This is a genomic window from Synechocystis sp. PCC 6803 substr. PCC-P, assembly GCF_000284455.1.
Taxonomy (GTDB): Bacteria; Cyanobacteriota; Cyanobacteriia; order Cyanobacteriales; family Microcystaceae; genus Synechocystis.
The window spans coordinates 2,181,815-2,195,553 of record NC_017039.1 but is presented as its reverse complement, the minus strand read 5'-3'; the positions used below and the strand labels follow the sequence as shown (position 1 = coordinate 2,195,553).

Genomic DNA, 13,739 nt, shown 5'->3' with positions numbered 1-13,739 from the left:
TGCTCAAAATTTTTGCAAATATTCTAGGTTGAAAAAAGATTGAAATACCAGTCTATTGGGTATCCACAGATGTTTTCGGTGCCTTGCAGAGCTGAACAATATTTTTTCAGCTAGGAAATGTAGTTAGTGTGTCATTGATTAGGTATTTGTTTTGATCTATAAAGCTATCCAAGATGTTTCTGGCATTAGGGTGCCAAGCACCATGATTCATTTGTGGAATAGGAAATGGCAGTTTTTTAATTTCATAAGATACGGCTGAATCCGATGCAACTAGACGAGCAACATGTTCACAATTCCATCCCAAAAGCCCATAATCCCAATCTTTAAAGCAAATCAAAGCGTAACAGAGCCGCTCGATTGTCTGATATGGAGAAAACTTTTGCACGTCTGGGACAATAAAGAACTCGCTTGGATTTCTCGTAAAAATCGAAAGCCCGCCTGTGTCAAAAATCAGATTTTCATCGAGTCCAATGCCATAATGCCAAGAAACGCCCTCATACCAATTTACTAAATGTCCGTAAAAACGACTATTCGTATTTATCACTTGATGAATTTCTATTATTTTTTGATTATCTTCATCTAGAGAGATAGCCATAGTCTTATGTTGATTTACTTAGAGTTAATATTATGAAGAAAGAACCTCGACTTCCACCGCTGTGATATTTTCTTCTGGCTCTTCTGGTAATGTTGTGGGCTCTATTTCTTTATCAAAGATTAACTGACCATCCACACAATCAATGAGAATTTTGTCCCCTGCAACGAAAGTATTTTCTAAGATTTTAGTGGCAATAGGATTTTCCAACTGTCGTTGAATAGCACGTTTTAAAGGTCTTGCTCCGTAGGTGGGATCGTAACCAGCACTGACGATGTGATCCAGGGCAGCATCGGAAAGAGAAAGCGTGATTTTTTGCTCGTCTAATAACTTCTCGATGCGTTTAATTTGTAGGACGACAATGCGACGCAACTCATCCCGTTTCAACGTATGGAAAATAATTAGATCATCAATACGGTTGAGAAATTCCGGACGGAAATGTTTGCGCAGGGATTGTAATACCTGTTTCTGCATTTTGTCGTAGTCGGCATCATCGGCGGAAAGGCTGAGAATATGGTCACTGCCAATGTTACTGGTCATGACGATAATGGTGTTGCGAAAATCCACCACCCGCCCCTGGGAATCGGTAATGCGGCCATCATCCAAGACCTGCAGCAAAATATTAAACACGTCTAAATGGGCTTTTTCCACTTCGTCCAACAACACAACGGAATAGGGACGACGGCGCACTGCTTCCGATAATTGTCCCCCTTCCTCGTAGCCCACGTAACCGGGGGGAGCTCCAATTAAACGGGAAACGGCGTGTTTTTCCATATATTCGGACATATCAATCCGCACCATGGCTTCTTCGCTGTCAAACAGAAACCCGGCCAAGGCCCGAGCCAATTCCGTTTTACCTACCCCCGTGGGCCCCATAAACAGAAAAGAGCCAATGGGGCGACTGGGGTCCTTCATGCCGGCCCTAGCCCGACGTATGGCCGCAGAAACTGCCGCTACTGCCTCCTTCTGACCGATCACTCGCTGATGGAGGTGACCTTCCAATTGCAATAATTTTTGCCGTTCCGTTTCCATGAGACGGTTCATGGGGATGCCCGTCCAACCGGCGACAATTTCGGCAATGTCCGATTCCGTTACCTGTTCCCGCAAAAGAGTATTACCGGAGCCTTGAATTTCTAGTAATTTACTTTCTTTTTCTTCAATGTCATGTTGGAGGACTTCTAACTCTCCGTACTTAATTTTGGCGGCCTTTTCCCAATCAGTGGCCCGCTCAGCTTTTTCTACCTGAAGTCTTAGCTCTTGCTCCTTTTCTTTGAGGGTGTTAATTTCTTCCAGCATCTGTTTTTCCGACAGCCATTGACCGGATAATTCCTGTTGCTGACCCTCTAATTCAGTAATTTCCTGCTGAATTTTTTCTAGTCTTTCTTTGGAAGATTTGTCAGCTCCTAAACCAGGACGTTTTTCTTCCCCTTCTAGGGAAAGTTTTTCCATTTGTAGTTGCATTAAGCGTCGGTCAATATCCTCTAATTCCACCGGTTTGGAAGTAATTTCCATTTTTAATCGGGCGGCTGCTTCGTCCACTAAATCAATCGCCTTGTCGGGCAAAAATCGATCTTGGATATAGCGATGGGAAAGGGTAGCTGCTGCTACTAGGGCGGAGTCGGTGATTTTGACCCCATGGTGTACTTCATATTTTTCCTTCAAACCCCGCAGGATGGAAATCGTATCATCCACGCTAGGTTGCTTGACGTAAACCTGTTGAAATCTTCTTTCTAAAGCAGGATCTTTTTCGATGTTTTTGCGGTATTCATCCAATGTGGTGGCCCCAATGCACCGCAGCTCCCCCCGGGCTAACATGGGCTTGAGCAAATTCCCTGCATCCATGGACCCAGAACCTTCGCGACCACCGGCTCCCACTACGGTATGGACTTCATCAATGAATAAGATGATTTGCCCATCGGAATTGGTCACTTCCTTCATCACTGACCGCAGTCTTTCTTCAAATTCCCCCCGATATTTAGCCCCGGCAATTAAACTGCCCATATCCAGGGAAATTAACTGCCGATTTTTTAATGATTCTGGTACGTCGCCATTGATAATCCGTTGGGCCAAACCTTCGGCGATCGCCGTTTTGCCCACCCCCGGTTCACCGATCAGGACAGGGTTATTTTTGGAACGCCGAGAGAGTACTTGAATAACTCGACGAATTTCCTCATCTCGACCGATCACTGGGTCTAGCTTACCCTGGCGGGCCTGCTCCGTCAGATCTCGTCCGTATTTATCCAACGCTTCATATTTTTCTTCTTGATTTGGCTCCGTCACCTTTTGGGAACCTCGAATCGCTTTGATGGCCAACTCTAAATCCTGGGGGTCAAGGTTAAACGCGCGGAGGGTTTTGCGCCCCACCCGGTCGTCCTCTGCAAACCCCACCAGTAAATGTTCAACGGAAATGAATTTATCTTCCCAGCTACTACGGGCGGCATCGGCCCGGTCTAGCATCACATCCAAACTACGCCCCAGGTAAAGTTGTTCTACATAAGCCTGCTTGGGTTGCCGGTTGGTGAAAATTTCCAACTGTTGCCGTAGTCCCTCGCCATCCACCGCCGCCCGCTGGAAAATCCTTGCCGCCAAACCCATATCCTGCTCCAACAACGCCAGCAGAATATGCTCTACTTCCAAATTTGTGTTCTTATAACGACGGGCTACTTCTTGGGATTTAACAATGGCGTCCCAGGCTTGTTCAGTAAATTTGGTTGGATCAGTAGGTTGCATTCAGACTAGCTTGAGGGATATGGGCAAAACTGCTCATCCATTGTAAGGGGGACTGAATCATTTTCCTAGTTGTTAAGCTTTGCATTTTTGATTAAGCTTGTCTGGAATACAATTTGGCAAATTTTTTATTAGCTATTATCCCCTCAGCTTTGTCCCTTTAAAATTCCATCTAGCTATCTAATAATGATTGTTTTTCCTAGATATTTTAAAAGTAGGTTGTCATAGTCTATGATCTTAGTTTACTGCTTTGTTACCTGAAATTAATATTTGCCAAATCAGTTTTGCCAGCAAAGAAGAGTCACTTCAACAAACATTTCAGACTCTGGTAAAATTTTGGGGAATACAATTGATAAGTTATGAAACTGTGCCTAAAAGAAAAAAACTCATTGCGCTCCTGAAAAATAGTCCTAACAACATTAGATTCAGTGATGTCTGTAAGTTACTGGAGCTAGAAGGCTTCTATCTTGAAAGAATCACAGGTAGTCATCACATTTTCAAAAAAAATGATATTATTCTGGTTATTCCCGTCCACAACAAGAAAGTCAAGTCAATCTATATTCGCCGAATCCTTGAAATTATCGAGAAAAAATAGATGAATTATCCAATTGTTATTTATCCCTGTGCAGAAGGTGGTTTTGTCGCTGAAATTCCTGCGTTATGTGGCTGTTTGGCCCAAGGAGAAACCCTAGAGGAAACTCTAGAAGAATTAATGATAGTTAAAGATCTCTGGCTAGAAACAGCCCAGACCCACAACCAAAAACTGCCTAGTTTGGAAGCAGAAATTGCCAAAATTAAGATGTTGAGTGCCGCATAGGGTACATGGGTATTTTTAGGGCGATCGCCGCTAAATCCGATTGCAGGAATTGGGTAATGAAAATGAAATAGCTGGCTGACCGTTGGAGAAAGACCGGGGGTGTTTAAAAGTCGTTGCAGGTTCCCCTTGGGTGCTATGGTATGGGGGGAATTTTGCGTTTAACCCTCATTCCTTGTCTTTATATCAATGGTGATGGCGGCATGAGTTACCAGCGAGTTTTGTTGAAATTGAGCGGTGAAGCCCTCATGGGAGACCTGGGCTATGGCATTGACCCCGCTGTGGTGGGAACGATCGCCCAGGAAATTAAGGATGTTCTCCAGGCCGGGGTACAGTTGGCCATTGTGGTGGGGGGAGGCAACATTTTCCGGGGAGTGAAAGCTTCCGCTGCTGGGATGGACCGGGCCACCGCCGACTACATCGGTATGATTGCCACGGTGATGAACGCCATGACCCTCCAGGACGCCCTCGAACAAATGGATATTCCCACCAGGGTGTTAACGGCGATCGCCATGCAGGAAGTGGCGGAACCTTACATTCGTAGGCGGGCCATCCGTCATTTGGAAAAGGGCCGGGTAGTAATTTTTGGGGCTGGTTCGGGTAATCCTTTTTTCACCACCGACACCACTGCCGCCCTGCGGGCCGCCGAAATTGATGCGGAAGTGGTTTTCAAAGCGACCAAGGTGGACGGGGTCTATGATTCTGACCCCAAAACCAATCCCAATGCCCGCCGCTTCACCACTCTGACCTATAGCCATGTGTTGGCCGAAGATCTCAAAGTCATGGACAGCACGGCGATCGCCTTATGCAAAGATAATAATATTCCCATTATGATCTTCGACCTGGGGGTTCCCGGTAACATTGTACGGGCCATCAAAGGCGAAGCAGTCGGTACGTTAGTTGGAGAAAATTGTGAAGTTAGCTGAACTCAAGGACCACATGCAAAAAAGTGTTGAAGCGACCCAGAGATCCTTCAATACCATCCGCACCGGCCGGGCCAATGCCTCCCTGCTAGACCGGATTACTGTGGAGTATTATGGCGCCGAAACCCCGTTAAAATCTCTGGCCACCATTGGCACCCCCGATGCCAGCACCATTGTGATTCAACCCTTTGACATGGGCAGTATTGGCACCATTGAAAAGGCCATTTCCCTGTCGGATCTGGGTTTAACCCCCAACAACGATGGTAAAGTCATTCGTCTGAATATACCTCCTCTGACAGCGGAGCGACGCAAAGAACTAGTGAAAGTAGCAGGTAAATTGGCGGAAGAAGGCAAAGTGGCCATCCGTAATATTCGCCGGGATGCGGTGGATGAAGTGAGGAAACAGGAAAAAAATTCGGACATTTCCGAAGATGAAGCCAGGGATCTGCAAGAAGAAATCCAAAAATTGACTGATCAATCCACCAAGCGTATTGATGAATTGTTGGCGGCTAAGGAAAAGGACATCACCACGGTGTAATCCTTTGCTAGACTGACTTTCAACAGTGGTCAAAATAAACCCTGGACTCATTGGCCGAACATCATTGCTCCCTTGAATTCTATGAACTTTGGCTATCTGATTTTTTTGATCACTTCCGCCGCTACCTACGGTATTTTTGCCCTGGGCTTGAATTTACAATGGGGCTTTGCCGGGTTGATTAATTTTGGCCATGTCGCTTTTATGACCCTGGGGGCCTACGCGACCACCTTGCTGAGTTTACGAGGTTTGCCCATTCCCCTGGCAGTGTTGGTAGGGATGGGATTGGCCATGGCGTTGGGTTTGCTCATTGGCACCTCTACCCTCAGATTAAGGGAAGATTACCTGGCGATCGTTACCATCGGCGTTTCCGAGTTAATTCGCTTGATAGCCAACAACGAAGAGTGGTTAACCCAGGGAACTTTTGGGGTACAAAGTTTTCCCTGGCCGATGGATTTTAACCCCACATTATTAAGTCGCATTGTTTTTGTGATTTGGCTCACAGTTCTCACTATTTATGCTGAAAGTATTTTAATTAAAAGTCTCTTAAAACAGTGGAAAGAGGGTAAAAAAATCCAAGGTAAGAGTTATCAGCCCCGTAAGCCTTTGGCTTTGCTAATTTGGGGAATTATTACCACAGCGTTGATTTTAACTGCCTATGTGCCTGGGGTAGTTTCTTTGTATAACTACTCTGGTAAGGCGGGGCTAATGTTATTAGCTTTAACCTTGTTGGCCCTTACCTATGCTGGTTTGGAATTTTGGGTCCATTCCCCCTGGGGTCGTATTCTCAAAGCCATCCGGGAAGATGAAGAAATTCCCCGGGCCCTGGGCAAAAATGTTTTTTGGTATAAGTTACAGGCCTTCATGGGTGGCGGGGCGATCGCCGGTTTAGCGGGGGCATTGTTTGCTTGGCAATTGACCAGTATTTACCCCAGTAATTTTGACACGTTGCTGACTTTTAACGCTTGGATCATTGTGGTGCTGGGGGGAGCGGGCAGTAATGCGGGCACGGTGTTGGGCACCATTATTTTTTGGGCCTATGATTCCCTAACCAGGTTTTTGTTACCCCAAATTGCTTTTTTAGACCAGAGTCAAGCCGGAGCTTTACGGGTTATGGTCATCGGGCTAATTTTAATGGTGTTAATGGTGTGGCGACCCCAGGGCATTTTAGGCAAAAAAGAAGAGTTAACCCTAGGGCGCTAAGGGCAACTTTGTTCAAATTCCCTTAAAGAATGAATTGGGGTGGGCAGATTTTAGAATGATGGGCTATTCGAGAATAGAAAAATGGGAGGAAATAGTGATGAGCGTGTATTTAACGGTAAGTCTTTAGATAGAAAATTTATCCCCGCAGAGTGATTCCTTAAAGTCAATCAAAACAGACTAAGAAGATAGCTTATCAGAATATACAAAAATATCTCTGCTGGAATCAAAGAAGTGGCTGGAAAAACATACTTAATAATATGAGGTTAATAATTCAGTCATTATGCTATTTTAATTTATTAAAGCCCTGGATGGCGGTGATTTATACACCCCAGCCATTAAGAAGCTTTCATTTATTAAAATTTTCCCGGCTTACCGTGCTGACTAATTCCCTAACACCACAGGTTTTTCCAATAAATTAATGACAAGATTTAGGCTTGCTTTTAATTAATTAAATCTGGGCGATTAAATTATTAAATCATCAAAAAAACTTGTAAATCTCATATGATTTCAGTGGCAATTTTGTCAAGCCTAGGGTTTAATCTATAGGCAAACTTAGTTTTTTGTCCGACAAATACTCAACCAGTTGCCCATTGGTTGATACCATAAATACAAGCCAGATACATTTTGCTTTTTTCCTACACATTTTTTGTGCTTTGGCAATCCGCCGGCCACGACTTTTAAGTCCATTTCCAACCCATGCGTGAACTGCTCTACTGTGAAGTCCCCACCCCTGCCACCGCTGAAGTTGTCGCTTGGCTTCAGGGAAATTGGTCGCCCTTAGTGGGGCAAAAGTTGCCTACGGAGCAAGGTTTACGGTTGCGGGGTTCCTCCGGCCAAAGCAGTGAACTATCCATTTTTGTGTGGTCTCTACAAAGAACTACCTATCTTAAGTGTGTGCGTTGGGGTGACACTAGCTTCCCCCAAGAAACGGCGATCGCCAAGGAATTAAGGCGGGCATTAGGGCAAAAATTTCCTCCCACCTATCCGGTCCCACCGGCGATCGATCTGGATCGGCAAAATATTTTCCAGGCGTTACAAGATCGATATCCTGAAACGGTTAAATTCTTCCAAAAATTTCCCCAAGGAGAATATGACCTCAAGCGCGTTTACTGGTGGGAACAACGGTGGCGGGACAATGTAGCGAATCCCCAAACCCCTAGGCAGGTGGTCAGTCAAACCTCCACGGTAACGGCGATCGCCCCTGCAACCCCTGAGTTTGACCTAATTTACCTGGGCGGGGCTCTGGGTTCAGTCCATGCGGCGGTGATGGCCCGGTTGGGTTATCGGGTACTGCTCATTGAACGATTGCCCTTCGGCCGAATGAATCGGGAATGGAATATTTCCCGGGATGAATTTCAGCGGTTAATTGACTTAAATTTATTCACCCCAGAGGAATTTGAAAGCGTCATTGCCCGGGAATATCGAGACGGGTTTAATAAGTTTTTTGATGCCTATAATCCGCCCCATCTTAAAGCTAATGTGCTCCACACTCCCACTGTATTAAACATTGCCCTAGATTCGGCTAAATTCTTGGCTATCTGTGGACATAAACTCCAGCAAGCAGGGGGAATTATTTGGGATGAAACTGAATTTATTAACGCCACTATTGATCCGAACAAAGTGGTAGTCCATTGCATTAATTTGGAAAATAATCAAACAAAATTAGCCCAAGCCAGATTGTTAGTAGATGCCATGGGTACCGCTTCTCCCATTGCTTGGCAATTAAATGGCGGTAAAACTTTTAACAGTGTTTGTCCCACGGTGGGGGCCGTGGTGGAAGGCCTAGATCCGGTGGTTTGGGATAATGCTTATGGTGATGTGCTCAATTCCCATGGAGATATTTCCCGGGGTAGGCAGTTAATTTGGGAATTGTTCCCCGGAGCAGGGGACGAAATGACCATTTATCTTTTCCATTACCATCAAGTTAATCGGGAAAATCCTGGTTCTTTGTTGGAAATGTACGAAGACTTTTTCAGCATTTTGCCGGAGTATCGTCGCTGTAATCTGGAAAAGTTAACTTGGAAAAAAGCTACCTTCGGTTATATTCCTGGTCACTTTAGCACCAGCGCCCAAGACCGTACCATTGCCCTAGACCGATTAATGGCGATCGGGGATGCCGCTTCTCTCCAATCTCCTTTGGTGTTCACTGGGTTTGGCTCTCTAGTACGGAATCTAGCCAAATTAACGGACTTGTTGCACACAGCTTTGCAGTATGACCTGCTCCAAGCAAAGCAATTAAATCAAATTCGGGCCTACCAAAGTAATATTGCTGTGACTTGGATGTTTTCCAAGGGAATGATGGTGCCGACGGGGAAACAATTGCCGCCCCAACAGGTTAATGCCATGCTCAATACTTTCTTTGGTCTATTGGCAGACTCGGCCCCAACGGTGGCGGAAACTTTCATTAAAGACCGCACTACTTGGCTATTATTTTCTCGCTTAGCTCTTAAGGCTGCTAGCAAAAATCCCCAACTATTGTTTTGGATTTGGCAGATGGCTGGCACCGAGGATCTACTAAAATGGCTGTTAGTTTATTTTGATTTTTCCCGTCAAGCTTTACTCAATGCCCTATTCCGCTTTTGGTATCCCCAGTGGCTAATTAATTCCCGCAATTGGTTGGAAAAGCTTTCTCCCCAACTATGGTTTTCTTTGTTGTGTTTCGGTTATCAAATTCAACCAAAATTAGCTCAACAATCCAAGTAAATTAGGGCGACATTAAGAAAAAAATATTTGCTCCGGCACATTCACCAATGCAAACATTGCTGTTAATCTGATTATGGGAATGTGTCCAGCACCAAAGTTCTCAAAACGCTAAGCTAGGCCCATGGCGATCGCCTTAGAGAGTTGAATTGACAATGACCTTTGACCGACGGACATTTTTACGTAGCGGCATGGCCCTGGGCCTTGGTTCCTGGGCCTGGGCATGGTCCGGCAGAAATATGGGCCAATCCCTCGCATCCAACACCAATCAAAAGTGGGCCCTACTGTTGGCGGCGGGGCAAGGTAATGGAGCCAATGGCGATCGCCGGGGATTGATGGGATGCACCACCGATAGGCAATTGCTGGGGGAAGTTTTAACGGGGCGTTACGGTTTTGATCAAGCCAAGATTGCCGGGTTAGACCCCCAAGGTATTACCCTGTCAGCCCTGGAAATTTTATTTGATGAGCATCTACGGCAACAGGTGCAGAAAGGCGACCCAGTGGTGGTGGCCTTTAGTGGTTATGGCAGTTATAACCCACCAGCAGCCATGACCCCCAACCCGACCTGGGAGCAGGCTCTACCCCATTTGGGACTATTTCTAGACGGGGAAGGAGAGGATAACTTTCTACCCCTCACTACCCTAATCAATTGGTTGCAATCTCTCAAAACTAAGCAGGTCTATCTTGTGCTCGACTGTGGTTTTAGCACTGGGGTGGAGGAGTTTGAGGGCAATCTCCGGGGTCGTAGTGGCGGTCGGGGTGGGCCAATCCCCCCAGAAGTTAACCCCAGCAATCCCCCAACCAAAGCAAGTTTGGGCAATATCACCCTAATTAGTGCCACTAGCCCTGGGCAAACTGCGGTGGAAGTTCAACTGGGCAAGCAGTCAGCGGGACTATTCACTTTGGCCCTCACCCAAAGTCTTTGGGAAAATAGCTCCACCAGTGTGATGGCCAGTCTGTGGGACCATAGCCGCAATTTACTGGTTCCCCGCCTAGGGACAGAACAAATTCCCCAATGGCGATCGCCAAATAATTCCCCTGATTTCCTCGCTCCCACCACCCTAACCACGGGAGGAGAGGGAATGGTAACTGGCTTAATCAGTGGCAATTCCCTACAAAGTCAAATTGTGGCCCTGGCTCCCCTGGTGCAAAAGCGGGCTTTGGTGCATTCCTGTTATTTAACTTTTCCAGCTACGGAGACGGGGAGCGATCTTAACTCCACGGATAATTCCCTCTGGCAAGTGCAAAGTGTTAAAGGACAAAGCGCCACATTAACGGCGATCACCAAAACTTCATCGACCAAGGCCGAGTCAGCGACATCCTCAACGGAAGCCAATGGCGGGGAAAGCAAAAAGGAAATGCTGGTGGGCAGTGCCCTGCGGGAAATATACCGAGCTATCCCTAAAAACCTCGCTTTAACAGTGGCCCTAGCCCATGACCTGGAACGCATTGAGCGGGTGGATGCCACCAGTGCCTTTGGGGCGATCGCCGCCGTGGAAACAGTGATTAATGCCGGGGAAGGTAGTGCAGACTGTGTGTTTGGCAGACTGGAAGCCCATCGCTATAGCCTCTTTACCGAGGGGGGAAACCCTTTGCAACCCCTGACTAAGTCTGAGTCCAGCGGGGCGGTGAAAACTGTCATTGGTGCCCTAGACCCCTGCTTGAACCGTTTGCTGGCCTTGAAATGGCTGACCTTACTGGCCAATGGCAATAGCACCCAACTGGGGGCCGGCATCAAACTGGTGCAACAAACCAGCGGCGATAATCCCCTGCCCCGCCTAATTTACCAATGGCGATCAACCCGTTACCCCTATCCTCCCCAGGACAACAACCCCGGCAATGGGGGCAATGGCATACCCAATGCTCCCCCCAGCTTCCTGCCCGCCGTGGCCACCAACCAAGCTTTACAGTGTGAATTGGAAAACTTTAGCAATGAAACCCTCTACGGTTGTTTGATTGGGGTGAATAATCGCGGTCTGAGTGTGGCGGCCATTCTCCGTCCAGACCTAAAGTTACTACAGGGCAAAGAACAACTGACCTGGCCTAGCCCAGAAGATCCCCTCTGGATTATTGGTGGAGACAAGGCGATCGCCCATTGGTTTTTAATTCTTTCCCGTTTTCCCCTGGCCGGCACTGCCACAGCCCTAGGACAACAAATCACCGGCAACAATTCCATCGATCCCCCCAGCCTAGAAAGCCATCCCCCCCGGGTGCTGCCATTGAAAAATTTGCTCCCTGTGGTACTAGCCCTGGTCCAAGACCTAACCGCCCATGGGGTGACGGTGGCCCCAGTCCCTGACGATATGATTTTACTATCCACCGCCGATTGGTTAAGTCTGCCCATTATGTATCAAGTCATTTAGAAAAGCCCGCAATCTAGGGATTCCTTGTTAGGATATTAGACGTTTCAGGGTTGGTGGAGCTTCCCTTGACCAGCGGGGTCTGATTATGGGTATGCCATGGACCTTGGTGCGGTCATTAACTCTAGGCATTGCTTTTTCCGCTGAAAATGCCCCAACCCAGCCACTGTGCTACATATTTTTGTCTGTCCATTGTTCATCTATGACATCTTCCTTGCCCTCGTCCACCCAGCATCGGTTGCAGCAACTACCACAGATTCCGAGTGTCTGGGAAGGCGATCGCCGCCCGTTTCAGGGGGGATCCTTGGGGGAAAGGGAAGATGGGGAAGCAGGGGAATGCATTCTCTGGGTGGATGGCACTGAGGGGCTGGTGCGTTCCATGGATGTGATTCCTGAAACTTCAGGCATGGAAACCGTAGTCCGTACTCTGATCCGGGCCATGGAGATGCCCCGATCGCCAGCGCCCCCCTGTCGGCCCCAAAAAATTGTTGTCCGCAACCGGGAGCTACAGTTTTTACTGCGGGGAATTCTCCAGGGCCTGAATATTAATGTGGAATACCAAGCCCAGCTTCCCCTCATTGACGAACTCTTTCGCACCTTTGACACCATTGACGATCATCGCCCGGCTCCCATTCCTCCAGCATTCGATGTCCCCCTTAAAAAGTTAGCCCGGGAAATTTGGCATTTATCCCCCTGGGAGGTGTTGACCGACCTAGACATTATCGCTATCCAAATTCCCACCCTGGAGGGAGTGCCCCCCCTCTACGCCTGTGTGATGGGAATGTTGGGGGAAGAATATGGCATCATCCTCTACCGTTCCCTGGAATCCCTGAAAACCTTTCGGGCAATGGCCATGGGTGAGGACGATAACCAATGCCTAGAACAGGTTTTTCTCTCCCAGGACTGTTGGTTCATTAACTACGAAGCCGGAGACCAGGGAGAAACCCTGCCGAGGGCAAACCCGCCATTTTTCCCAGCTAGCCAAGATAACCAGGCCACAGCCATTTTCGGCAGTATCCATCCCCTAGAAGGCATTCGTCCGTTTATCGACGAAGAGGAGGCCTTAGCGATTTACTGTGCCCTGGAAGGATTGGCCCATTTTGTCAAAGCCCACCACGGCGATTTTGAAGCGGAAAATGTCGAGCTAATTACCAAAGAAGTGAAGGTCAAACATCCCCTCAAGCCCAAGAACACCAAGGAACAGCTATTGGTGCAGCTTTCCACCCAACCGGAGCTAACGGCGGAGTTTTTGGGGCAATTGGGTTTTGATGAGGAAGAGGAAGAAGACGATGATGATCTGTTGGAAGATGATTTAATTCCCGATAATTCGTATATGAGTTTGGGTATGGTGCCCTGGGACTTAGTGCATAGTCTCCGTTCCTCCCCGATGGTTCATTACCAAGCCAGTGAATTTCGGCAAAAGGGGGATGGCATGCCAGTGTTGATGATCCAAACTAGCCGTCCTAAGGCCAAAGATTTAATTCGCCGGTTACAGCAAGAGGGAGAAATCGCCGGACTGGGTTTTAATGCGGGGCGAGACTGCTGGACGGAAACTAGGTATGACTTGGGTATCCTCAAAACCGGCCAGGATAAATTGTTTCTCTTTGGAGAATTTCTCCTTGATGCCCCGGCCCACCGCCAGGCGAAAAAAAATTGGGAGCGTCGCTGTCGCGATACCAAGGGTTATTGTGCGGTTTTAATTGCCATGGGGGTAACGGGACAATCCAAAGGTAGGCCGGAACTACGCCATATGTTGGGCTATTTTGAAACCCGTTTCCTCACTCCCCAGGAGTTGGGATTGGGCACCCTGCGCTTATCTTTGGGAGTTGACCTAGACTTTTAGGGATTTTGTCAATTTTTATTCTAAAAATTCCACCATGACTAG

Annotated in this window: 10 protein-coding genes and 1 pseudogene; 9 read left to right on the top strand and 2 right to left on the bottom strand. The window is 47.4% G+C overall.

The features are described from left to right. Positions 1-106: 106 nt before the first annotated feature. Positions 107-595: a hypothetical protein gene (locus SYNPCCP_RS10370; RefSeq protein ID WP_010873184.1), complete on the bottom strand. Its 489-nt coding sequence runs from the start codon at positions 593-595 to the stop codon at positions 107-109. Between the two features lie 30 nt (positions 596-625). After that, the gene (clpB, locus tag SYNPCCP_RS10365) at positions 626-3,322 is read right to left on the bottom strand and encodes an ATP-dependent chaperone ClpB (RefSeq protein WP_010873183.1); all 2,697 of its coding nucleotides are present in this window, start codon (positions 3,320-3,322) and stop codon (positions 626-628) included. Between the two features lie 247 nt (positions 3,323-3,569). On the opposite strand from clpB, the gene SYNPCCP_RS10360 reads away from it, so the two are divergent. The 9 genes and pseudogenes from SYNPCCP_RS10360 (at position 3,570) to SYNPCCP_RS10325 (ending at position 13,697) form a co-directional block, all read left to right on the top strand. Next, positions 3,570-3,914: a type II toxin-antitoxin system HicA family toxin gene (locus SYNPCCP_RS10360; RefSeq protein WP_020862242.1), complete on the top strand. Its 345-nt coding sequence runs from the start codon at positions 3,570-3,572 to the stop codon at positions 3,912-3,914. Beyond that, a complete protein-coding gene (locus SYNPCCP_RS10355; protein ID WP_010873182.1) occupies positions 3,915-4,136 on the top strand; it encodes a type II toxin-antitoxin system HicB family antitoxin in 222 nt (73 codons plus the stop codon). Between the two features lie 200 nt (positions 4,137-4,336). Further along, a complete protein-coding gene (gene pyrH / locus SYNPCCP_RS10350; protein WP_010873181.1) occupies positions 4,337-5,059 on the top strand; it encodes a UMP kinase in 723 nt (240 codons plus the stop codon). After that, positions 5,046-5,594 (top strand): ribosome recycling factor, encoded by a 549-nt coding sequence (frr, locus tag SYNPCCP_RS10345; RefSeq protein WP_010873180.1) that lies wholly within the window; start codon positions 5,046-5,048, stop codon positions 5,592-5,594. Before pyrH ends, frr begins: the two co-directional genes overlap by 14 nt. Before the next feature lie 81 nt (positions 5,595-5,675). Continuing rightward, positions 5,676-6,794: a branched-chain amino acid ABC transporter permease gene (locus tag SYNPCCP_RS10340; protein ID WP_010873179.1), complete on the top strand. Its 1,119-nt coding sequence runs from the start codon at positions 5,676-5,678 to the stop codon at positions 6,792-6,794. 22 nt (positions 6,795-6,816) lie between these two features. Then, positions 6,817-7,055: pseudogene (locus SYNPCCP_RS17655) on the top strand (IS701 family transposase); the annotation flags it as partial. A 435-nt stretch (positions 7,056-7,490) separates the two neighbouring features. Beyond that, on the top strand, positions 7,491-9,497 hold the full coding sequence (locus SYNPCCP_RS10335; RefSeq protein WP_010873178.1) for an NAD(P)/FAD-dependent oxidoreductase: 2,007 nt from the start codon (positions 7,491-7,493) through the stop codon (positions 9,495-9,497). Between the two features lie 152 nt (positions 9,498-9,649). Continuing rightward, positions 9,650-11,857, top strand: coding sequence for a caspase family protein (locus SYNPCCP_RS10330; RefSeq protein WP_010873177.1), 2,208 nt, complete (start codon positions 9,650-9,652; stop codon positions 11,855-11,857). 91 nt (positions 11,858-11,948) lie between these two features. Beyond that, positions 11,949-13,697, top strand: a complete 1,749-nt coding sequence (locus SYNPCCP_RS10325; RefSeq protein ID WP_231848819.1) for a hypothetical protein — start codon at positions 11,949-11,951, stop codon at positions 13,695-13,697. The last annotated feature ends 42 nt before the right edge of the window (positions 13,698-13,739 follow it).

Bases quoted from the DNA above. Each gene is read 5' to 3' on its own strand.
- SYNPCCP_RS10370 (WP_010873184.1), bottom strand. From the start codon at position 595: ATGGCTATCTCTCTAGATGAAGATAATCAAAAAATAATAGAAATTCAT.
- clpB (WP_010873183.1), bottom strand. From the start codon at position 3,322: ATGCAACCTACTGATCCAACCAAATTTACTGAACAAGCCTGGGACGCC.
- SYNPCCP_RS10355 (WP_010873182.1), top strand. From the start codon at position 3,915: ATGAATTATCCAATTGTTATTTATCCCTGTGCAGAAGGTGGTTTTGTC.
- pyrH (WP_010873181.1), top strand. From the start codon at position 4,337: ATGAGTTACCAGCGAGTTTTGTTGAAATTGAGCGGTGAAGCCCTCATG.
- SYNPCCP_RS10340 (WP_010873179.1), top strand. From the start codon at position 5,676: ATGAACTTTGGCTATCTGATTTTTTTGATCACTTCCGCCGCTACCTAC.
- SYNPCCP_RS10335 (WP_010873178.1), top strand. From the start codon at position 7,491: ATGCGTGAACTGCTCTACTGTGAAGTCCCCACCCCTGCCACCGCTGAA.
- SYNPCCP_RS10330 (WP_010873177.1), top strand. From the start codon at position 9,650: ATGACCTTTGACCGACGGACATTTTTACGTAGCGGCATGGCCCTGGGC.
- SYNPCCP_RS10325 (WP_231848819.1), top strand. From the start codon at position 11,949: ATGCCATGGACCTTGGTGCGGTCATTAACTCTAGGCATTGCTTTTTCC.